The 21,341-nt window shown below is 65.9% G+C and carries 21 protein-coding genes; 5 read left to right on the top strand and 16 right to left on the bottom strand.

The genetic code is table 11. The annotated features are described in order from the left end of the window. The 8 genes from cysS to MHY23_RS03025 form a co-directional block, all read right to left on the bottom strand. On the bottom strand, positions 1-945 hold a 945-nt coding region (gene cysS / locus MHY23_RS03060), incomplete at its 3' end, for a cysteine--tRNA ligase (RefSeq protein ID WP_239306378.1). 11 nt (positions 946-956) lie between these two features. Further along, the gene (locus MHY23_RS03055) at positions 957-1,514 is read right to left on the bottom strand and encodes a hypothetical protein (RefSeq protein ID WP_239306377.1); all 558 of its coding nucleotides are present in this window, start codon (positions 1,512-1,514) and stop codon (positions 957-959) included. Further along, a complete protein-coding gene (locus tag MHY23_RS03050) occupies positions 1,515-2,075 on the bottom strand; it encodes a hypothetical protein (protein WP_181889059.1) in 561 nt (186 codons plus the stop codon). A gap of 9 nt (positions 2,076-2,084) precedes the next feature. Beyond that, complete coding sequence (locus MHY23_RS03045) at positions 2,085-3,338, bottom strand: hypothetical protein (protein ID WP_239306376.1); 1,254 nt, start codon at positions 3,336-3,338, stop codon at positions 2,085-2,087. A 62-nt stretch (positions 3,339-3,400) separates the two neighbouring features. Then, positions 3,401-3,886 (bottom strand): 2-C-methyl-D-erythritol 2,4-cyclodiphosphate synthase, encoded by a 486-nt coding sequence (gene ispF / locus MHY23_RS03040; RefSeq protein WP_239306375.1) that lies wholly within the window; start codon positions 3,884-3,886, stop codon positions 3,401-3,403. Next, positions 3,883-5,355 (bottom strand): HNH endonuclease signature motif containing protein, encoded by a 1,473-nt coding sequence (locus MHY23_RS03035; RefSeq protein WP_141764918.1) that lies wholly within the window; start codon positions 5,353-5,355, stop codon positions 3,883-3,885. Before MHY23_RS03035 ends, ispF begins: the two co-directional genes overlap by 4 nt. 155 nt (positions 5,356-5,510) lie before the next feature. Further along, positions 5,511-6,188 carry a 2-C-methyl-D-erythritol 4-phosphate cytidylyltransferase gene (ispD, locus tag MHY23_RS03030; protein ID WP_239306374.1) on the bottom strand — a complete coding sequence of 226 codons (678 nt, stop codon included), beginning with the start codon at positions 6,186-6,188 and terminating at the stop codon, positions 5,511-5,513. 1 nt (position 6,189) lies between these two features. Next, on the bottom strand, positions 6,190-6,780 hold the full coding sequence (locus tag MHY23_RS03025) for a CarD family transcriptional regulator (RefSeq protein ID WP_239306373.1): 591 nt from the start codon (positions 6,778-6,780) through the stop codon (positions 6,190-6,192). Between the two features lie 167 nt (positions 6,781-6,947). On the opposite strand from MHY23_RS03025, the gene MHY23_RS03020 reads away from it, so the two are divergent. From MHY23_RS03020 to MHY23_RS03010, 3 genes are all read left to right on the top strand, one after another. Further along, positions 6,948-7,493: a hypothetical protein gene (locus tag MHY23_RS03020; RefSeq protein WP_239306380.1), complete on the top strand. Its 546-nt coding sequence runs from the start codon at positions 6,948-6,950 to the stop codon at positions 7,491-7,493. Between the two features lie 87 nt (positions 7,494-7,580). Then, a complete protein-coding gene (gene radA, locus MHY23_RS03015) occupies positions 7,581-8,933 on the top strand; it encodes a DNA repair protein RadA (protein ID WP_239306372.1) in 1,353 nt (450 codons plus the stop codon). 5 nt (positions 8,934-8,938) lie between these two features. After that, on the top strand, positions 8,939-10,279 hold the full coding sequence (locus tag MHY23_RS03010; RefSeq protein WP_239306371.1) for a hypothetical protein: 1,341 nt from the start codon (positions 8,939-8,941) through the stop codon (positions 10,277-10,279). Here the strand turns inward: MHY23_RS03010 and MHY23_RS03005 are convergent. Then, positions 10,272-10,952 (bottom strand): hypothetical protein, encoded by a 681-nt coding sequence (locus MHY23_RS03005; RefSeq protein WP_239306370.1) that lies wholly within the window; start codon positions 10,950-10,952, stop codon positions 10,272-10,274. The genes MHY23_RS03010 and MHY23_RS03005 overlap by 8 nt on opposite strands. Before the next feature lie 9 nt (positions 10,953-10,961). Then, positions 10,962-11,582 (bottom strand): carbonic anhydrase, encoded by a 621-nt coding sequence (locus tag MHY23_RS03000; protein WP_239306369.1) that lies wholly within the window; start codon positions 11,580-11,582, stop codon positions 10,962-10,964. Between MHY23_RS03000 and MHY23_RS02995 the strand changes: the two genes are divergently transcribed. Next, positions 11,581-12,462: an A/G-specific adenine glycosylase gene (locus tag MHY23_RS02995; RefSeq protein ID WP_239306368.1), complete on the top strand. Its 882-nt coding sequence runs from the start codon at positions 11,581-11,583 to the stop codon at positions 12,460-12,462. The genes MHY23_RS03000 and MHY23_RS02995 overlap by 2 nt on opposite strands. On the opposite strand, the gene MHY23_RS02990 is transcribed toward MHY23_RS02995, so the two are convergent. Continuing rightward, entirely contained in the window at positions 12,441-12,611 is a 171-nt protein-coding gene (locus MHY23_RS02990; protein WP_181889070.1) for a DUF4236 domain-containing protein, read from the bottom strand. The genes MHY23_RS02995 and MHY23_RS02990 overlap by 22 nt on opposite strands. A gap of 85 nt (positions 12,612-12,696) precedes the next feature. On the opposite strand from MHY23_RS02990, the gene MHY23_RS02985 reads away from it, so the two are divergent. After that, positions 12,697-14,097, top strand: coding sequence for an alpha/beta fold hydrolase (locus MHY23_RS02985; RefSeq protein WP_239306367.1), 1,401 nt, complete (start codon positions 12,697-12,699; stop codon positions 14,095-14,097). Here MHY23_RS02985 and MHY23_RS02980 read toward each other — a convergent pair. The 5 genes from MHY23_RS02980 to MHY23_RS02960 all read right to left on the bottom strand — a co-directional run bounded on the left by MHY23_RS02980 (position 14,031) and on the right by MHY23_RS02960 (position 21,332). Then, entirely contained in the window at positions 14,031-16,769 is a 2,739-nt protein-coding gene (locus MHY23_RS02980) for an ATP-dependent Clp protease ATP-binding subunit (RefSeq protein WP_239306366.1), read from the bottom strand. The two genes, MHY23_RS02985 and MHY23_RS02980, sit on opposite strands and share 67 nt — an antisense overlap. A 130-nt stretch (positions 16,770-16,899) precedes the next feature. After that, positions 16,900-17,196, bottom strand: coding sequence for a CHY zinc finger protein (locus MHY23_RS02975; protein ID WP_239306379.1), 297 nt, complete (start codon positions 17,194-17,196; stop codon positions 16,900-16,902). Further along, complete coding sequence (ptsP, locus tag MHY23_RS02970) at positions 17,196-18,887, bottom strand: phosphoenolpyruvate--protein phosphotransferase (protein ID WP_239306365.1); 1,692 nt, start codon at positions 18,885-18,887, stop codon at positions 17,196-17,198. Before ptsP ends, MHY23_RS02975 begins: the two co-directional genes overlap by 1 nt. Beyond that, positions 18,880-20,937: a glucose PTS transporter subunit IIA gene (locus MHY23_RS02965; protein ID WP_239306364.1), complete on the bottom strand. Its 2,058-nt coding sequence runs from the start codon at positions 20,935-20,937 to the stop codon at positions 18,880-18,882. Before MHY23_RS02965 ends, ptsP begins: the two co-directional genes overlap by 8 nt. Positions 20,938-21,020: 83 nt before the next feature. Further along, complete coding sequence (locus MHY23_RS02960) at positions 21,021-21,332, bottom strand: TM2 domain-containing protein (RefSeq protein ID WP_239306363.1); 312 nt, start codon at positions 21,330-21,332, stop codon at positions 21,021-21,023. Positions 21,333-21,341 lie beyond the last annotated feature (9 nt).

Raw genomic sequence — 21,341 nt, 5'->3', positions numbered from 1 at the left:
GACGAATTCCTCGATGCGCCGGTAGCCGGCCGCCGCCTCCTGCAGCGCCTCCGGCGAGTACTCCAGCACGCTGCGGTAGTGCGCGGAGCCCAGGTAGTAGCGCAGCTCCACCGGGCGAACCTGCTCGAGCATCGCGTCGATGGACAGCACGTTGCCAAGCGACTTCGACATCTTCTCGCCCGCCATGGTCACCCAGTGGTTGTGCATCCAGAAGCGCGCAAACCCATCGCCGGCCGCATGCGATTGCGCCTGCTCGTTTTCGTGGTGCGGGAACTGCAGGTCCAGCCCGCCGCCGTGGATGTCGAATTCGGAGCCGAGGTACCAGGTGGACATCGCGGAGCACTCGAGGTGCCAGCCGGGGCGGCCCGGGCCCCACGGGGTGGGCCAGCTCGGCTCGCCCGGTTTGGCGGCCTTCCACAGGGCGAAGTCCGGGTCGTCGCCCGTCATGTCCTCCAGCTTGTTGCCGGAGATCGAGCCGTAGTCTCCGCCGGCTTTCACCCAGGCGTTCACGTCGAAGTAGACGGAGCCTTCGCGGGTGTAGGCGAAGCCTGCGTCGATAAGCCGCTGCATGTAGTCGACCATCTGGGTGACGTGCCCGGTCGCGCGCGGCTCCACGGACGGCGGTAGCACCCCGAGGGTGTCGTACGCGCGGGTGAACTCGCGCTCGTACGTGGAGACCCACTCCCACCAGGGGCGGTTGTGCTCGCGCGCCTTGGTCAGGATTTTGTCGTCGATGTCCGTGACGTTGCGCGCGAACGCGACATCGTAGTCGTTGGCCAAAAACCAGCGGCGGACGATGTCGAACGCGACACCCGAGCGCAGGTGCCCGATGTGCGGTTTGGCCTGCGGGGTGGCGCCGCACAGGTAAATCGAGACGTGGCCGGGCCTAATCGGCTCGAAGTCGCGCAGTGTGCGGGTCTTGGTGTCGAAAATGCGTTGCTTCACAACACCGCAGTCTACAGAGACGACTCGTCCACCTTGAGCTCCGAGTAGCGCGCCTCCGGAACGCTGAACTCGTACGGCTTACCCACCGGCTCCCAGACCTGGTCCGCGCTGCACTTCACGTCCTGCGCGTCGCCGTCGAGCATGGTGAAGCCCCACACCAGCCGTCCCTGCTTTCCGGCATCGAGGGTGTACGGGCCGACCACCTGGTTCAGCGACCAGGTGGCCTGGTGCACGTAGTTCCAGCCGTACGCGCGGGAGACGTTCTTCACCAGGTCACCCTTCGGTGTGAAGGTGCCGGAAACCTCCAGGGTCTGCACACGCTTCTGCTTCACGGTCTGCTCCACCGGCACCGGTCCTTCGGTGTCGTTGCCCACGCTCGCGGCGTCGGTCTGCTTGAACCAGCGGCGGGTCGCGTCGACGTAGGTGTCGGTGAGACCCGGGGTGGCGCAATGGCTGCCCGGGGCGAGGTCCTCGTTCCAGCGCTGCGGGAGCTCGAAATCGTAGGACTGCGCGTTGGCGGGGGCAGCAAACAGCAGCATTGCCGCCAGCGCAGGGATCACCCGTTTCATTTACGCACCCCAGTCGATGTTGTCGCGGGTGCTCACGCGGACGTGACGCTCCTTCGGCATCGTCGCGGTGAACGTGTTGCCGGCAGCTTCCCAGGTGCCGTTTGCACCGCACACGGTCTCCTGGCCCTTGAAGTCGGAGACGATCCAGCCGGCCTGCAGCACGGCGGTCTTGCCCGGGGCGATGTTGTACGGGCCGACCTTCTCGCCGACCTCGTAGGACTGCTCGTTCGTGTAGCTGGTGGAGAAGGTGAACTGGATCAGCTTGGCCACGTCGAAGCTCAGGCCCGCGGTGACGTTCCACGTCTTGGTCTTGGTCTCGGTGATCGAGCGGGTCACGGGCAGCGGCTCGTCGTTGTAGTTGGCCACGGTCCAGGTGCCGGCGGAGCCGTCGAAGTAGCTGCGGACGATCTCCACGGTCTGGCCGCGGTCGCCGGGGTTGGCGCACTTGTCGCCGATGGTGGTCGGGTTCGTCTCGTCGTAGGTGCGCTGCGGCAGGGCGTTCGCGGCCGGGGCGAGAGCGATAACAGCGGCGGTGGTGAGCAGTGCGATGGTGCGTTTCATGGTTGTTCCTTAGAGGTAGGTTTGGGTGGGTACGGGGAGGTTGCGGTACTCGTCTGGGGTGACGTCAATGACCCGCTCGGTACCGTCCTTGCTGGTCACGGTGGCCTCAGCCCAGAATCCGGACGGCGCCGCCGACTGCGGGTGCGTGACCACGCGGGAGTACTTGCCGTCGCGGCCGGCGGAGATTTCGCTGTAGTTTATGCGCGTCATCGTGGTGCCGTACTCGACGCGGACGCGGTCGCCCGGCTTCAGGTCGATGGGTTTCAGCGGGGTGTTCACCGGCATGTAGGCGCGCTTGACCGCACCGACGGAGGTGAGCCAGCCTTCCGGCAACCGGCCGTCTTCGCCCATCCAGTTCAGGTACTGGTTGTTCTCCGCACCGACGACGTAGTCCGTCACGGGGCGGAAGGTGTAATCGCCCTTGGACCAGTTGAGGAAGTCCTGCGAGTAGCCCGGCTTCCGGAATGTCGGCGCCACCGCCTCGATGTCGTGCGGGTACCAGGACTTGTCGCCCTCGCGTGCGGGCTCGTTCAGCTGCGGCCACTCCTCGTCGCGGCGGAAGGAAGCATCAGGCTTTACGACGGCGTCCCGTTCCCCCGCCACCTTCTCCAAGCTCGGACCAGAGGTGGCGGTGTACGTGTCGCCGGCAGGCTTCGAGTTCGCGCCCTCAGCACGGGCGGGGATCTCCATGGCCAGGTTGGACACGGAGCCGTCCGCCTTGATGATGTACGCGAACGCGTAGCGCTCCGCCGGGCCGGTGCCGCGGATGACGTTCGCGCCCGGGGCGTTGCGCAGCACGCCGTTGTCGCAGGTGACGAACATGGAGATGAAGTCCTTCTCCAGCACGCCGTAATCCACGCGGAACGACTCACCCGGGCCGAGCTCGATCGGGCCGAAGGTCTCGCCCTCGATCCAGCCGTTGGACTCCTTCAGGCCGATGTCGGCCTTCGCGGTGGTGTCCCAGCCGCTGGGCAGGGCCGCCTTCGAGTTGGCCTCGATCTTGCGGTTCGTGCCCGTCTCCACCGTCGCCGTGTAGGGCACGGTCTGGTCGGTGCGGTTGGTGAACTGGAGAGTGCCGTCCGCGAGGTAGCGGCGGGCGGTCTCGCCGTAGCGCCACTCGGGCGTGACACCGGCGCTGCACTCCGTGTCCAGGTTCTCAATGGGGTACCCCTGCGGCATCGCCGGGACCGCCGCCGCGATGGGGGCGTGGGCCACCGCGACCGTTCCAAGCACCGCAGCGAGCGCTGTACGTATTTTTCGCATGCGGTCACGATAAGCCGAAAACTCTCTGAACGGAAGCTAAAACCGCAGGTAGGGAACTTTAGTTACGAAATAGGGAACTTTCGTTCCACCAACGCCGTCGCAATGGCCGCGCGGCCCTCCCCGCTGCCGGTGAACCCCATGTGGTCCGTCGTCGTCGCCGAAACAGACACCGGGGCACCAAGGGCTTCCGAGAGCACCCGTTCCGCCTCCTCCCGCACCGGCGACATCTTCGGGCTCTGGCCGATGAGTTGGGCGGAGACGTTGACGACGCTGTGGCCGTGGGCGTCGAGAAGCTCTTTGAGCTCCTGCAGAAGCTGGACACCTTTCACCCCGTCGTACTCCGGGCGGCCGACGCCGACGAAGGAGCCGAGGTCGCCCAGGCCGGAGGCGGACAACACGGCGTCGACGATGGCGTGGCTGACCACGTCGCCGTCCGAGTGGCCCTCGCAGCCGTCCTGGCCTTCGTGGAGGATGCCGGCGATCCAGCATTCTTTCCCGGGTTGGATCTGGTGGGCGTCGAACGCCGTGCCTACTCGAAGATTTGTCATAGGTACGACGCTACTTCAGGCTCGCCGAAGTCGTGGACGGCGTAGTACCCCTGCATCTCCTCGAGCTCAATCTCCTTCCATTGCTTTTCCAGCGCGGCGAGGGTATCTAGGGTGTCCTCCGGCTCCTTACTCGGCGGATACTCGAATGTCATGCCGAACCTGTCCTCCATCGCGCGGATCGTGGCCATGCATGCGTCGTAGTCGAAGTCGTTTTCGTACTTCTCCACCGCAGAGTGGCAGCGGTTGTAAAACTCGGCACGGTCCTTGCGTTTCTGGCGGCGTTGCTCCAGCGTCGTCTTCCATCTCGGGTTCACCGGCTGCAGGTAGTCGGTGATGAACCCTTCCGGGGCGGAGACCTGGAAGGTACCGTCCGCGTGCAGCCACACGATTTCGCCGGTGACCGGGTCAGGCGCGTAGTAGACGCGGCGATCGGTCTTGACGTTGTGGTGGTGGGCACACAGGCTGAACAGGTTGGACGCGGTGGTCTTGCCGCCCTCGTCGTACGGGATGCGGTGGTCCAGCTGGCAGTTTTCGGCTTTCACGTTGCAGCCGGGCCAGAGGCACACCCCGTCGCGGGCCTGCACCAGCGCACGGATGGCGGCGGTGGGCACGTATGCCTCAGTCTCGGCATGTTCCGCTTCGTCAAGGTCCACGATGTGAGGCGGGTTGTCCTCCAGCATCTGCTCTACCGCGGCGGTGCCGTCGGCGTCGGTCCACCCGAAGTTCGGGATGTAGTACGAGCTGCCCGGCGTCTTCGAGGTGAACATGTAGAGCACGACCTTCGGCGTCGCACGAATCTCGCCGGTGAGGATTGCCTTGATCGCGTCGTCCCTTGAGAGCTTGTGCTCGCGCGCCACCTGTTCGGCGAAACGCTCCATCAGGCCGACCGTGACGGGGTCGCCCTCCACATTCAGCCCGGCATCGCCGTCGTCCTGGCCGTAGAAGATGCTCCGGCAGGTGCCGAACGGCAGGTCTTTCTCTTTCTTCCGCTCCTTGATCTTCTTTTGGTTCGGCGCGAGGTCGGAATCGATGCGCTGGATCCGCTCGCGCAGACGGCGACGCAGCGAGCTTGGCGACGGCAACTCCGCCCCCACCCGCCTCGGCGTGAATACCTTGACCAGATACTCATCCATGTCCGCGAGAATGTCTGGCGTAGCCAGATCGTTGAGGCGGTTCAGCGTGGACTCGATGGCCGACAACCGCCGAACATCTAGCCTTCGGGTCGCTTCTTGCAACGCACGCAGCTTCGGCAGATCCGCCAGCACCGAATACCCAAGAATCCCGCTTTCAGCCCAACTCTGGCTCTCCCCTACCGCCATCGCGATCGAATGGGCCTCTAGTTCGAAGTCCTCCACTTCCACCAACGGCTTGGCGTAACTGTGGAAGACTGCAAACTCCGCTTCCCGCATCGCCTGGCCAGCAGCAGCGACTGGGCAACCTTCCTTCTCAGTGATAAAAGTTCCGCTCATGTCTCACCCTCCTTCCCGAAACTACTATCGAACATAATGCCGACACATATTTCATGTCAAGGGTTTTCTAGAACTTTTTTCGGACTCTTTTTCGAACACACAAGAAGGTAAGAGTCCCCCACGCGTACCTATAGCAAACGACCCCGACACGGGCCTTAGGCTGCGCCGACCACGCTTTCCGCGAGCTTCAGATCCAGCGGGGTGGTGATTTTGAACGCCATGGGATCCCCCTCCACGGTCGCGACCGGCACCCCGAACCACTCCATCAACGAGGCGTCGTCGGTGGCGACAAACGCGGGCTTCTCCGCGAGGTACTTTTCGTTCGCCTCGCGCAGCATCCGCAGGTCAAAGCCCTGCGGCGTCTGGGCGGCGCGCAACGCGGACCGGTCCAGGGTCTCCCCAACAACGTCCCCCGAGACCCGCTTAACCGTGTCCGCAACCGGCACCACCGGCACGACGGCGGGGGCGCCACCCAGCACCGCGTCGACCACGCGCGAGACCATCGCGGCGGGGGTTAACGCGCGGGCGGCGTCGTGGACGACCACGCAGGCGTCGTCAAGCGTAATTGCTTTGAGCGCAGCGAAGATGGAGTCCGCGCGCTCCGCGCCCCCGTGCACGAATTGGACCGTATAGTCCGCGAGAAGTTCGCGGGCGCGCGCTTCCATCGACGGGCTGACTACCACGACGACATGGTCGACTACCTCGGACATCGTGGCCACGGAGCGCTCGAGCAGCGTGCGGCCGCCGAGCTCCACGTACGCCTTGGGCACCTCCGCGCCGAGGCGGGTTCCCTGGCCGGCGGCGGCGACGACCGCCACTGTTTCGCGGCGCAATTTACTTGTCGTCGTCCTCGTCGTCGAAGGAGAGGTCGTCCAGATCCACCTCGTCATCGTCGTCGATCTGGCCCGGATCAACGGAAATGCCGGCCTTGACCTGCTCGTCGATGATGGCCTGGATCTGCTTGTCCATCTCGTCGACCTTCTTCTCGTCCACCGGCTCCGCCAGCGCGAGCTCGCCGACGAGAATCTGGCGCGCCTTGCCCAGCATGCGTTTCTCACCAGCGGAAAGGCCCTTACCCTGGTCGCGGCGCCAGAGGTCGCGGACAACCTCGGCGACCTTGTTGATATCGCCGGACGCGAGGCGCTCCTGGTTGGCCTTGTAGCGGCGGGACCAGTTGCCCGCCTCCTCCACGTCGGTCTCGCGCAGCACAGAGAACACCTTCTGCAGGCCTTCCTCGTTGACCACGTCGCGCACGCCGACAAGCTCGGAGTTCTTCACCGGAACGCGCACTTCAAGGTCCGAGTGGAGAATCTGCAGCACCAGGTAATCGAGCGTCTCCCCGCGCATCTCGCGCTGCTCGATATCGGCGATGCGGGCCGCTCCGTGGTGCGGGTACACAACCACTTCTCCGACCTTGAATTCCATTGCGGCTCCTTGCGTCGTTAGGCGAAGTTCAGACCCCAACACCCTACCACCGAGCATTTTGCTTCTCGACGACCAAAGGTCGGCTCGCCCAATAGGGGGAGCAAGTGGGAAAACTTACTGTGCAGACGCTAGAGTAAGGCGGAGAAAACCCTCGAATGAGTTTGATGATGGAGGACACCCCCGTGAAGTCCCTGAAGCGCGTCGCTGCCGCCGCCGTCGCTGGCTGCGCCACCCTGGCCCTCGTCGGCTGCTCCGCCGGCCAGATCACCCAGACCTCGAACCAGGTTGCGGCCGTTGACGGCGCAAGCGCCTCCACCGAGGACGGTTCCGTCGCCGTGCACGACGTGACCGTGGTGCTCGCTGAGGACGGCCAGGCCGCACTGAAGTTCACCGCCACCAACCAGGACACCTCCATGAAGGACCACACCTTGAAGTCCGTGGAAGTTGACGGCAAGCCGGCGACCGTTTCCAGCACCTCCGCAATCGCCTACAACTGCGCGCTGGTTGCGGATTCCAAGGATGGCCTGGAGCGCATGCCGCAGGACAAGAACGACAACTGCATCGAGTACACCGCCACTTCCCTGGTGAACGAGGGCTTCGCCTACGGCGGCAACGTCCCGGTCACCTTCAAGTTCGACACCGGCTCGGTGGACGTGGATGCGACCGTGTCCGCACCGACGTTGGCTTCCGGCCAGGTGGACCGCGAGGTTTAGTTCCTCTTTTAGAATTTGCCGCTGGTTTGACCAGCGGTTTTTTCGTGTTCGAACGCCGTGTCGGGGCCGTGTTATACGGTGTGGCGCATGGCAAAGAAACCCCGTGTTATCCACACCTGCACCGAGTGCGGCTACTCCTCCCCGAAGTGGCTCGGCCGCTGCCCCGAGTGCGGGTCCTGGGGCACGCTCCAAGAGGAGGCGCCGGTTGCGTCGGGCCCGGTGAAGACGTCCTCGCTGACGCCGTCCGCCCCCGCAAGCCCGATCACGAAGGTCGAGGCCGCGGCGACGAAGACGGTGAAGTCCGGCATCCGAGAACTGGACCGCGTGCTCGGCTCCGGTGTGGTGCCCGGTTCTGTCGTGCTGATGGCGGGCGAGCCCGGCGTGGGCAAGTCCACCCTGCTGCTGGAAGTGGCGTCGCGCTGGGCGAAGCAGGGACGCAAGGCGCTCTACGTCACGGCGGAGGAGTCTGCGGGCCAAGTCCGCGCCCGCGCCGAGCGCACAGAGGCACTGGTGGACACGCTGTACCTGGCCGCCGAGTCCAACCTGGACGTGGTGTTCGGGCACGTCGAGCAGCTGAAGCCCTCGCTGCTGATCGTGGATTCGGTGCAGACCATGCACGCGGCCGGCGTCGAAGGCGTGGCCGGTGGCGTGGCGCAGTCCCGCGCGGTGACGGCGGCGCTGACCACGCTGGCCAAGACCACGAACATTCCGGTGCTGCTTGTGGGCCACGTGACCAAGGACGGCAACGTCGCCGGCCCGCGCGTGCTGGAGCACCTGGTGGACGTGGTGTTGAACTTTGAGGGGGACAGGCAGTCGTCGCTAAGACTGCTCCGGGGCATCAAGAACCGCTTCGGCGCGACTGATGAGGTCGGCTGCTTCGAGCAGACCTCCGGCGGTATCCGGGAGGTGCCGGACCCGTCGGGGCTGTTCCTGTCGCACCGTGGACAAACGCCGGACGGGTCGGCGGTGACGGTGGCGATGGACGGCGTGCGCCCCATCCTCGCCGAGGTGCAGGCACTGACCGTGGACCCGGTGAACAAGAGCCCGCGACGCGTGGTCACCGGCCTGGATTTCAACCGGGTGCCCATGGTGTTGGCGGTGCTGCAAGCGCGCTGCGGGGAGCGCACGAACGACAAGGACGCGTACGTGGCCACCGTCGGCGGGGTGAAGATCACGGAGACGGCCACCGACCTCGCGGTCGCACTTGCTACGTGGTCGAGCCTGCATGAGAAGCCGCTGCCTGCGAAAACCGTGGTTGTGGGCGAGGTGGGACTGGCCGGGGAGATTAGGCGCGTGCCCAGCCTCGGCCGGCGCCTCCAAGAAGCGGCGCGCATGGGCTACACCGGCGCCATCGTGCCTGCGGGAGAGAAGCTGTCTATCGACGGCCTGACGGTCCGCCCCGTCTCCACCCTCGCGGAGGCGCTGTCCTTGCTACAGTAGGCGCCATGAATGAGGGGGAAATTCAGCGGGCTATTCACGTGCTCCGCGAACACACGGCAGATTCACACCACGTTGTTGCAGTGATTGAGACGGCGACGTTTCTGTTGCGGGGAGGGTTGCACGACCAAGCGTCGGGCCTGGTCTCCGGCACCGAGCCGTTCATCGAGGATCCGGCGGAGGCGATGGGCGCCCTCGGGGAGTTCTTCGCGGCCGCGGTGGACGCTGGGTTGGGTGAGCGTCCGCTCGTGCGGTTCACCTCCCCGCGGTGGCCTGGCACGGACCCGCGGGTGGCGTCGCTGGCGGAGGCGTTCGGGGGGACGAGCAGGCGCGTGGATGGGTATTGCCTCGACCTGGCGGATTTCGCGGACACGGTGGTGTTTTCGTTGACGGCTCCAGTCGGCGCGCACCTGCCGGAGCCGGACCAGCTGGTGGAGCAGGTGATGGTGCTGCAGGACCTGGATCTGAGCACGGAGCAGGCCCGCCAGATTTTTGACGCCGCCGGCGCGGTGGCGTTCCACCCGTCGCTGGACTACGTGGTGGTGTTCCAGCTCGCCCTGCTTGCGGACGAAGCGCGGCGACCCCTGGACACCCTGGCGTTTCTGAACGCGCTGTCGCAGCTGCCGGAGCGCATGTGCCCCGGCATGGAAGAAGTAGATCTCGCACTGGTGAAGGCCGCGAACTACATGGACTTGGGCGCGATGCGCGACGCCGCGGCCTGCCTGCTGCTGGACACGGCCGGCAAAGAGCCTGACACCGCCCTGCGCCGGTATTCGCTGGTGATGCGCAGGCTGCTGAACGCCGACGAGTTCGACGCGGCGCTGTACCTGGTCTCCCCTACCCAGGACATCGTGGACGCTGGGCACGGTTCGCCGTGGTGGCGTCTGCAGGGGGCGTCGGCGGTGGCGCAGTGGGTCGCCTCCGCGGCGGATCCCGGGTTCGGTCAGCTCTGGCCGTCTGCACGAGATCGTCTTGAAGTTGCGTTTTCCGAGTACGCGGGAAGCGGCGCGTCGGATGGTCTGGGTTCTCAGTACGTCGGCAACGTAGTCAAAGCGCTGCAGAAAACGCAGCGGGCGGCCGAGGCGGTGGATTTGTCGTCGTGGGCGCTGCCGGTCGCGGCGAAAACAAATAACCCGAAAGAGACCCTGTTTACGCTCTGCGACAATGCAGTGTCCCTGTTTTGCTGCGAGCGCTTCGAGGAATCCGCGATGGTGTTTGAGTCCGTGCACCAGCGGGCGCGCGAAGCCGGCGATGCCGAGGCGATGGGGTGGGCCGTGAACTACCTGCGCGACTTCGGGGTGTTCTCGGGCTCGCCCGCATATTCGCAGGCGCTCGAGCGGCTTAGGTGATGTTGAAGGGGCTGGCGTCGGAGGCGTTCTCTCCGATCACGCCGTGCAGGAAGTAGGAGCCGGCCTTCACTTCAGGGCGGTTGTCGCACTGCCCGGGCTGCGATGCGGTGGCGGACCAGCGGGCTTCCCAGCGGCGCTTCTCGCCCGGCGCGAACTCGACGTTGCCTGCAGCGACTGGCGGGTAGCAGTCGGTGTCGGACCAGATGCGGTCGTTGGTGGCCATGTCGTAGACCTCGAAGCGCAGCAGGTCGTCGTCCAGGTTGATTACGCAGTCGGTGTCGGTGGGGTTTTCCACTTCCATGTAGAACACCGGCTGGACCCCGACAGCGTACGAGGGCTGGTTGCTGGAGGCGTGGATTTGCAGGTCAGCCAGCTCGCAGCTGCCCTTCTTCACCGGGGCGGCGGCGGTTTCCTCGGTCGGTTGGGTGGGTGCCTCTGAAGATGACGGTGTCGTGCTTTCTTCGGAAAGCTGCACCGTCGGCTCGGTGGCCAGGGTGGTGGACGGGGCTTCCGCCACGGTTTCGGGGGTGGTTTCCGTCTCGTCCGTCTTTCCGCTGCGGGCGAACGCGGACAGGCCCCACACCAAAAGCGCCACAACCACCAGAAGGATGACGAGTGCCGCCACGCGGCGGCGCATGTAAATCTCTGGAGGCAGTGGGCGCTGGTTCGACATGCCTATAACTTAATCGCCGAAGTTTTCGTAGGTGGTCTCGACACGGCCGTCGGACAGGCGGTAACGCGCACCGACCACACCGACCGACTTGTGCTCCAGCCCGGAAATGACGGCCGGGATGCGCGCCACCAGGTGCTCTGCGCCGTTGCGGGCGTGCGCCTGCTCCACCTGTTCGCCGCGGGTTTTCGCCTCCGCCACGGCCGGCGAAATCTTCTCCACGAACACGCGCGTCAGCCCCGGCGGGATGTCGCCGGACTCGAGCGCGGACACTGCGGCACCAACAGCGCCGCACTTCTCGTGGGCGAGGAAGAGCACGAGGTCCACCCCGAGGCCGTCCACGGCGTACTCCACGGACGCGGATACGGCGGAGTCCACGCAGCCGCCGGCGGTGCGGATGACGAAGATGTCGCCGAAGCCGGCGTCGAAAAGCAGCTCAATGGGCACGCGGGAGTCCGAGCAGCCCACCACGCACACTGCCGGGTTCTGGCCGGAGGTGAGCTGCTGGCGGGTTGCGGGGTCGCGGCGCGGGTCCGCGGTGTTGCCGGTGGCGAAGCGTTCGTTGCCGGCTTGAAGCAGCTCCCACACCTCGCGGGGTGTGGTGGCGGCCTGGAGATCGGTTACGTCAGTCATGACCACTATTGTTGCACGCATTGTGACGAAACTGCGCCCAAACAAGATCATCGACTGGTACCGAGCCAACGCCCGCGAGCTGCCGTGGCGAAACTCGTCAACGTCCGCTTGGGGCGTGCTGCTCAGTGAGGTGATGAGCCACCAAACTCAGGTCGAGCGGGTCGCCCCCATCTGGCAGGAATGGATGGAACGATGGCCCACCCCGGCGGCGTTCGCGCAGGCTGGCACGGACGAGATCCTGCGGGCCTGGGGCAGCCTGGGCTACCCGCGCCGGGCCCTGCACCTGAAGGAATGTGCGCAGGTCATCGTGGATGAGCATGGCGGCGAGGTGCCGGAGGACGTCGATAAGCTGCTGGCTCTCCCCGGCATTGGCGACTACACCGCGCGGGCCGTGGCGTGCTTCGCGTACGGGAAAAACGTGCCGGTTGTGGACACGAACGTGCGGCGCGTGGTCGCGCGCGTGGAGCGCGGAGAGGCGCTCGGGGCGCCCGGCAAGAAGGAGATCGAGCAGGTGGCGGCGCTGCTACCTGCGGAAAACGGCCCCGAGTTTTCGGTGGGCCTGATGGAGCTCGGCGCGCTCGTGTGCACCGCGCGGGCGCCGAAATGCGAAAAGTGCCCGGTGAGTTCTGAGTGCGCGTGGCTCACAGCCGGCAAGCCTGAGGCCGAGGTGAAGAAGCGAACTCAGAAGTTTGTTGGCACCGACCGCCAGGTGCGCGGCAAGATCATGCTGCTGTTGCGCGAGTCTGAAAGCCCCGTTGAGCAAAAGCTTATCGACGCCCTCTGGCACGACCCCGCACAGCTTTCCCGCGCGCTATTTTCCCTGCTCGAAGACGGTTTAGCTGAGCAGGACGAGAAGGGCTACTTCCACCTGCCGCGGTAGTGCAGCCCACCGGGTAGCTTCACGTACACGCCGCCGCGGGAGTTGAAGGTGACCGGCCCGATCTTCCGTGATGCGGACACGCCGGACTTGGAGTAGTTGAGCCAGCTGCCGTCGCTGAGCTTTTGGCGCTTGCGGTACTGAATTCCCATGGAGGGGAGCTTACACTGCTTCCCATGCGTAAACGGTGGTGTCTTTTTGCTGTCCCGCTCCTGATCTGCCCCTCACGCTGAGGATTTGAGCGCGGAATCGTTGTCGTCCCTGTCGTCGGTTGGCTCGTCGACGTTCGAGGTCATCGGCAACGCGTCGTCGCTGTCGTCCATCCCGGAGCTGTCCTCGCATGCGCTGGGCGGCGCGGCGGGCGACGCTGCAGGCGAGCTCGACGCGAAGAAGCGGGTGCCGGGCACCAACGGCAAGCGCATCCGCTACACCTCCGTCAACGAGCGCGGCGAGAAAGTGCCGGTCACCGGCGCGTTGTACGACCGGCCGTTTGCGAAGGGCCTGGTTGTTCTCGCTCCGGGCACGCGCGGCCTGGGCGACCAGTGCGCGCCGTCGGCGGCGTCGTCGATGCTGTCCTCGCTCGGCCCGGGCGGCACGGTGAACATCAACTACGAGGCACCGATGGTGCAAATGCTTCTCGACGACGGCTACCGCGTGGTCGTCACCGACTACATGGGGCTGGGCACAGACGGTCTGCACACCTACCTCAACCGCGTCGACCAGGGCCGGGCAGTGATTGATGCCGCCCGCGCCGTGTCCAAAGACGGTGAGAAGGTGGCGTTCTGGGGCTACTCACAGGGCGGCGGCGCGGCTGCGGCGGCCGCGGAGCTCGTCGGCGACTACGCCCCGGAGCTCAACGTGGTGGGGACGTTTGCCGGCGCTCCCCCGGCCGACCCGTTGGCCGTGCTGCAGCAGGCAGCCGCGCCGATGCTCACCGCCGTGGCGGGTTTCGCCGCCGCCAGCTACTCGGAGACCTACCCCGAATTCCGCGACGCCATCCAGGAGTACCTCACCGACGACGGCAAGAAACTGTTGGAGGATCTGAAAACGTCGTGCGTGGTGGACGCGTCGATGCGCGCCCCGAAGATCACGGGCGACATCTTCGTCGACGGCAAGACCTTCGCGAAGATTGCGGAGGAAGACGAGCGGATTGGCAAGTACCTCGAGCGCAACAAGTTGGGCAAGGTGAAGCCGAACGCCCCGATTATGGTGCTGACCAACCCGGACGACGACCTCGTGCCGGAGCCGCAGGCCACCCAGTTGGCCGAGGACTACTGCGCGATCGGCGCCGATGTGGAGTACCGCCGCGTGGTGGTGCCGGGCTCGCCGACGCAGCCCTTGTCGTCCGGCCGCCGCGAGCTCACCCCGCGCGCGCCGGGCTCCGGTCACGCGCTGCCGCTGGTGCTGCAGACGGGCAACGTCTCGGACTGGCTTTCCGACCGCTTCAAGGGCAAGCCCTTGAAACAGGTGTGCCCCTCCGACCACCCCGAGTATGAGGTAGTGGAGGGGCTCAACGCCGTGGAGATCACTGCGATCGTTGTCGCAGTCCTCGGCGCCCTGGGCTTGTGGGCTTACACCGGCTCGGGGCCGTTGCCCTCGTTGCCTTCGCTACCGTCCTTGCCGTCACTGCCCTTCTGATCGTCGCGCTCATCCGGGAACTCTGAGGCCTCGGACTCCGGCTGGGTGCGCTCCGGCTCGATGTCGCGGACTTCGTCCTCCGGCTCCACGTCGAAGGCCTCGGCCGGCAGCGGGCGCGGACGCGGGGTGAAGGTGAACTTCGCGTCCGGCGCGGCCTTTCCGCGCTCCTTGCGCGCGGACTCGACGTCGCCGTCCCAGCCCTCGACGTCCACGGTGATGATCTCGCCGGCGCCGATCTCGCCGAACAGGATCTTCTCCGACAGGATGTCTTCGATCTCGCGCTGGATCGTGCGGCGCAGCGGGCGGGCGCCCAACACCGGGTCGAAGCCGCGGACCGCGAGCAGGTTCTTCGCGTTCTCGGTCAGCTCGATGCCCATATCCTGCGCGGCCAGGTTCTTGTCCACGCGGCCGATGAGCAGATCCACCATCTTGACAATCTCGTCCTGGCTGAGCTGCTTGAACACCACGATCTCGTCGATGCGGTTCAAGAACTCGGGGCGGAAGTGCTTCTTCAGCTCGTCGTGGACCTTGCCCTTCATGCGCTCGTACTGCGCATCGGAATCCGCGGCGGTGTCGCCGGTGAAGCCCAGGCCGACCGGCTTGGAGATGTCGGACGTGCCCAGGTTCGAGGTGAAGATCAGCACCGTGTTCTTGAAGTCCACGTTGCGGCCCTGGCCGTCGGTGACGTGGCCTTCTTCGAGCACCTGGAGCAGCGTGTTGTAAATCTCCTTGTGCGCCTTCTCGATCTCGTCGAAAAGCACCACGCTAAACGGCTTGCGGCGCACCTTCTCGGTGAGCTGGCCGCCCTCTTCGTAGCCGACGTATCCCGGAGGGGCGCCGAAGAGGCGCGAGGCGGTGAAGCGGTCGTGGAACTCGCCCATGTCCACCTGGATCAGGGAGTCGTCGTCGCCGAAGAGGAACTCGGCGAGCGCCTTGGACAGCTCCGTCTTACCCACACCGGACGGGCCGGCGAAGATGAAGGAGCCGGACGGACGGTTCGGGTCCTTCAGGCCGGCGCGGGTGCGGCGGATGGAGCGGGAGACTGCCTTGACTGCCTCGTCCTGGCCGATGATGCGCTTGTGCAGCTCGTCTTCCATGTGGAGGAGACGGCTGGACTCGCTTTCGGTGAGCTTGAACACCGGGATGCCGGTCCAGTTGGCCAGCACGTCCGCGATCTGGTCCTCGCCGACCTCGGCGATTTCCTCCAAATCGTCGGAGCGCCACTTCTTCTCCTTGGCTGAGCGCTCCTCCCCCAGCTTGCGCTCGGTGTCGCGCAGGCCGGCGGCCTTTTCAAAGTCCTGGGCGTCGATCGCCGCTTCCTTCTCCTTGCGCACCTCGGAGATGCGGTCGTCCACCTCACGCAGGTCCTCCGGTGCGGTCATGCGCTTGATGCGCATGCGGGCGCCGGCCTCGTCGAGCAGGTCGACGGCCTTGTCCGGCAGGAAGCGGTCGTTGATGTAGCGGTCCGACAACGTCGCGGCAGCCTTGAGCGCGTCGTCGGTGTAGGACACGCGGTGGTGCGCCTCGTAGCGGTCGCGCAGGCCCTTGAGGATCTGCACGGTGTCCTCCACGGACGGCTCGTCCACCTGCACCGGCTGGAAGCGGCGCTCGAGGGCGGCGTCCTTCTCGATGTGCTTGCGGTACTCGTCCAGCGTGGTCGCGCCGATGGTCTGGAGCTCGCCGCGCGCCAGCTTCGGCTTCAAAAGCGACGCCGCATCGATGGCGCCTTCGGCGGCACCTGCGCCGACGAGGGTGTGGATCTCGTCGATGAACAGGATGATGTCGCCGCGCTGGTTGATCTCCTTGAGCACCTTCTTCAGGCGCTCCTCAAAGTCGCCGCGGTAGCGGGAACCGGCGACCAGGGAGCCGAGGTCCAGGGAGTAGACCTGCTTGTCCTTCAGCGTCTCCGGGACCTTGCCGTTGGCGATGTCCAGGGCGAGGCCCTCCACCACGGCGGTCTTGCCCACGCCGGGCTCACCGATGAGCACCGGGTTGTTCTTGGTGCGGCGCGACAGCACCTGCATGACGCGCTCGATTTCCTTGTCGCGGCCGACAACTGGGTCGAGCTTGCCTTCCTTCGCGGCCGCGGTGAGGTTGCGGCCGAACTGGTCCAGCACCAGCGAATTGGAGCGTTCGCCGCCCTGCGGGCCGCCGCCAGCGCGCGGACCTGTGCCCGCACCCGCGAAGCCCGGCTGGTTCTGCTGCGGGGACTCCGGGTTCTGGCCCTCGCCGCCCTCGTAGCCGGACAGCAGCTGGATAACCTGCTGGCGCACGCGCGGCAGATCCGCGCCGAGCTTGATCAGCACCTGGGCTGCCACGCCGTCGCCCTCACGGATGAGGCCGAGCAGCAGGAACTCGGTGCCGATGTACTTGTGGCCCATCTGCAGGCCCTCGCGCAGGGAAAGCTCCAGCACCTTCTTCGCGCGCGGGGTGAACGGGATGTGGCCGGTCACCGGCTGGGTGCCGTGGCCGATAATGTCGATGACCTCGCGGCGCACGTCGTCGAGGTTGATGCCCATGGACTCGAGCGCCTTCGCTGCGACGCCCTCGCCCTCCTTGATCAGGCCGAGCAGGATGTGCTCGGTGCCCATGTAATTGTGGTTGAGCTCGCGCGCCTCCTCCTGTGCAAGGACGATGACGCGACGGGCCCGGTCGGTAAACCGCTCGAACATGTGGCTGACCCCTTCTTTCCTAAATCAGTTGTCCACCACCATAACGCCGGGGTCCGACATCACTTCCCTGCTTTGTGCGCGGATACCCGCATGGTCGTCGATAAGCGCAGGTGAGAGGCGATGTTCACCCTTAGCGAACAGGCCAAAAATACACATCCTCGTGCGCCTTGCAGCCAGGGTTGAAAGGGTGCCCGCAGGAGGGGCAGGACGCGCCGTATTCGGCGTACGTCATCATGCGCCCGCACGCGCCGCACATCACGGAGGGCAGTTGCCTATCGACGGGCACGAACCCGTGATCGGCCAACTCATCGTGGCACAGCGAACAGGCCCAGAATTTTTCGCATTCGCCGCACGTGTTGGCAACGACGTCGCGCTCGGAGTGCCAGTGAGCGCAACGCCCTTGCCCGTCGACGTCGACTCCGTGGATCAGAGCAGATCCTTCAGCACCGGATCCGCGAGGTTCAGCACGGCCTCGCGGGCACCCGTGGCGGTGCGGGCGTCGACGGCGAAGTTGGCCATCTGGCGGCAGGTGTCGAAGTCGTGCAGGCGCAGCGCCGCGCGCACGGCGTTGACTTTGCCCGGGGCCATCGACAGGGACTTCACGCCGAGGCCCACCAGCACGAGAGCCATGAGCGGGTTGCCGCCTGCCTCGCCGCACACGCCGACCGGCTTGCCGGTGGCTTCGCCGCCGCGGCAGGTCTCGCGGATCATGGACAGCACCGCGGGCTGCCACGGCGAGAGCAGCTCAGCGAGTTCGCCCTGCATGCGGTCCGCGGCCATCGTGTACTGCGACAGGTCGTTGGTGCCGATGGAAGCGAAGTCCACCTCTTCCAGCACCTGGCCGGCGCGGATGGCGGCCGCCGGGGTCTCCACCATCACGCCGACCTTTTTCAGCCCGGCGCCGCGAGCGCGCTCGGCGAACCACTTGGCTTCCTCGACGGTGGCGACCATCGGCGCCATGACCCACAGCTCGGAGTCGGGGACGTTGTTCTGGGCAGCCGCAAGCGCCTCCAGCTGCGTGGCAAGGAGGTCTTCGCGCGCCTGCGACAGGCGCAGGCCGCGGCGGCCCAGGGCGGGGTTTTCTTCTTCGCCGAGGTCCGCGAACGAGAGCGGCTTGTCCGCGCCGGCGTCCAGGGTGCGCACCACAACGCGGCGGTTGCCGAAGGCCTCGAGCACCTTCGTGTAGGTCTCGGTCTGCTCATCCAGGCTGGGCGCTGCGTCGCGGTCGAGGAAGAGGAACTCGGAGCGGAACAGGCCGGAGCCCTCGAGGTCGTAGCCGGCTGCCTTCTGCGCGTCCTCGGCCGTGCCGGTATTGGCCAGCAGCTTCACCTTGTAGCCGTCGCGGGTCGCGCCCTCGCCGGAGGAACCGGCCAGGGCAGCCGCGCGGCGGCGGGATCGCTCCTCGAGCTCGTCGACGTCGGAGGCGTTCGGCGCGACGATCACTTCGCCGACGCCGCCGTCGAGGGCGACCTGCGGGGCGTCCACAGTCGCCTCCGCGATGCCCTTGACCTGCACGGCACACGGAATGCCCAGCTGCGCAGCCAGGATTGCGGTGTGCGAGGTCGCGCCGCCCGCCTCGGTGACGATGCCGAGGACGAGGTTCTTGTCTAGCGTCGCCGTCTCCGCCGGCGCGAGGTCGTGCGCGATCAGGATGGACGGCTCGGTCAGGTCCGGGATCCCCGGCTCCGGCAGGCCCCGCAGGCGCGCGGTGGCGCGGTCGCGGATGTCGTAGAGGTCGGTGACGCGCTCTGCCATGTAGCCGCCGATTTTGCGCAGCTTGTTGGCGTAGAGCTCCACCGCGTCGTGGATCGCCTTCGTCGGGCCGGTGCCCTTCTTCAGCTCCTTGTCGATGCCGCGGATTAAGCCCTTGTCGGTTGCCAAGGAAGCCGTCGCATCCATCACGGCTTTCGCCGAGTCCGAGTTGGCGTGCTCGGCGCGTGCGGAAAGCGACGCCGCGACGTCGTGAAGCACAGCGCGAATGCGCTCGCTGTCGGCCTCCGGATCGGTGGAGGCGGGCTCGTGCTCGTCGATGCCCACTGCGGGCGTGACCACAGCGATAGGTCCGGACGCGGTGCCGGCCGAAACGCCGATGCCGTGCAGGACGGTGCGGTTAGACATTCGTGTTCACCTCAGTTGTGACCTCGAGAATAGGATCGCCGGCGGCGACCGTGCCGTCCGCAACGTCATTGACGCCACCGAGCTTCTTCGAGTTCACCACTGTAGTGATAACCGTCGTGTCCACGCCGTGGCCGGCGATTGCGGCGAAGTCAACCTCCGCCAGCGGGTCGCCCGCGTTGACCATCTGCTTCTTCTCTGCCAGCGGGGTGAAACCCTCGCCGCCGAGCTTGACGGTGTCCACGCCGATGTGGACGAGCAGCTCCACACCATTATCGGTCTTGATGCCGTAGGCGTGACCCGTCTTGGCCACGGAAATCACCTTGCCGGCCGCCGGGGCGACCACGGTGAGCTTGGTGTTTTCGGGTGTGATGCCGACGGCCTGGCCGAGGGCGCCGGAGGCAAACGCGGCGTCCGAAAGCGCTTCCATCGCAACAACCTCGCCCGCAACGGGCGCGAGCACAGTGGCATCCGCATCGCTTGCCGACGTCAGCTTCGCCGGGTCATCCGTGGCCGTGACCTCGTCCTCGACCAGCTCAGCCTCCTCGGCCTCGTCGGCATTGCGAGCGGCAGCGGCGCGGGCGAGCGCCTCCGCCTTCTCCTCCGGGGTGCGGTAGTCCGTGATCAGGATGATGAAGAACGCGGTGAAGAAGGCCACCGCGATGGCGAGCATGTAGACCCACTTCGGGTCGAACACGAACATGGTCGGCAGCGAAGTGAACACGAACGCGTTCGTCTTCACGCCACCGAACGGGGTACCCAGGATCGCGATGGTCAGGCCGCCGGCGAAGCAGCCCACGAGCATGCGCGGGTAGATCTTCTTGTAACGCAGGTGGATGCCGTAGAGCGACGGCTCGGAGATTCCGCCGAGCAGGCCGGCCGCGAGCGCGGAACCGGACGTCTGGCGCATGAGCGGGTCGTGGTCGCGGATGGACAGCGCGAGCACCGCGGCGGTGGCGCCGAAGCAGGCGAAGTTCCACGCACCCATCGGACCCTGGATGAAGTCGTAGCCAAGGGTGTCGATGTTCACCAGCATCAGCGCGTTGAGCGGCCAGTGCAGGCCCAGCGGCACCAGGAACGGGTAGAGCATCGGAATCAGCAGCGCGAAGACGAACGGCGCGTTGCCGTTCATCCAGGCCAGGCCAGTGCCGATCCAGGCGCCGAGCAGGTAGCCAAACGGACCGATGAGGAACGCGGTTACCGGGATCATGATCAGCATGGTGATAAACGGCACGAACACCATGTGCACCGCGGACGGGATGATCTTCTGCAGCCCCTTGTACACCAGGGCCGCCACCGCGGCCATAATGAGCGGCACGAACACGTTGCCGTTGTAGCCGTTAAGGATCATGGGTAGGCCGAAAACGTCGACGACGTCGGTCGGCTCACCGAAGAGCTCAACCACGCGCACCTCGGGGTGATCCTTCAAGTCGATGAAGTCCGGGGTGAACAGCGCCAGCATGATCGCGGCCGGCACCCACGGGTCGATGTCCAGCTTCTTGCCCGCGTTGTAGGCCACCGCCACCGGCAGGAAGAAGAACACGGAGTTCCACATGGCGTCCACGAACTGCCAGCCCGGGCTCTTCACTTCCGCGTGGAAGTTCACCAGTTCGAACGCGTCCAGCACCGCGGCGAACGCGATGATCAGCGACGCACCGAGCAGCACACCCAGAATAGGGCGGAAGGAGTCGGAGAGGTACTCGAAGAACGCGTCCAGCCAGGGCACCTTGCCCTTGGCCTTGTCGCGCTGTTGGGCCTTCAAGTCCTCGTTGGACACGTCGCGCCCGGCCAGCTCCGGCAGCTTGTTCATCGCGTTGTAAACGCTGGCCACGTCGCCGCCGACGATGACCTGGTAGTGGCTGCCGCCCTGCGGGACGGCACCCATGACCTTGGGGTTTGCCTCGAGGCGGTCTTTGTCGGCCAGGGAGACGTCGTTGAGCTCGAAGCGCAGACGCGTCGCGCAGTGCGTCATTGACGCTATATTGTCCGCCCCGCCGATGCCGGCGAGGATGTCGGCAGCCTGGTCCTGCAGGCTTGCCTTGGTGGTTGCCATGCTGGTGCTCCTTTCAACCACAATTGATTGATCGCACCAAACTTTAGTTGGTTATAACCACCGCACACAACTGCGGATAATTGTTACTTCAGCGGGATACCCCGGCTGTCTCTGTCATAGCCTTCCGCGCCGACAAGCACGAAAATAAATTCCACGAGCACCCACGTGCTTGAGACAAACAAAATGAGTTGCCCGACAAACATCCACGCCAGCGGCAAAGCAAGCAGAAGCAGGAACACCTTGCACGCGCCGCGCGCGTACTGGTTGAGGTAGAAATTGCCCGCCCCAAAGATTCCGAGGAAGAAAAACAGCAGCGCCGCGGTGGTCTTGCTCTTGTGCGGCTCGATGAGCGGTTTCCCACCCTGGTCTCCCGGGTAGTTGGGGTACGGGGTCACACTCACGGC

Origin of the sequence: Corynebacterium sp. ACRQP, assembly GCF_022345915.1 — a bacterium.
In the GTDB taxonomy this organism is placed as follows: Bacteria; Actinomycetota; Actinomycetes; order Mycobacteriales; family Mycobacteriaceae; genus Corynebacterium; species Corynebacterium lehmanniae.
This window is presented reverse-complemented; position numbering and strand designations above follow the sequence as displayed.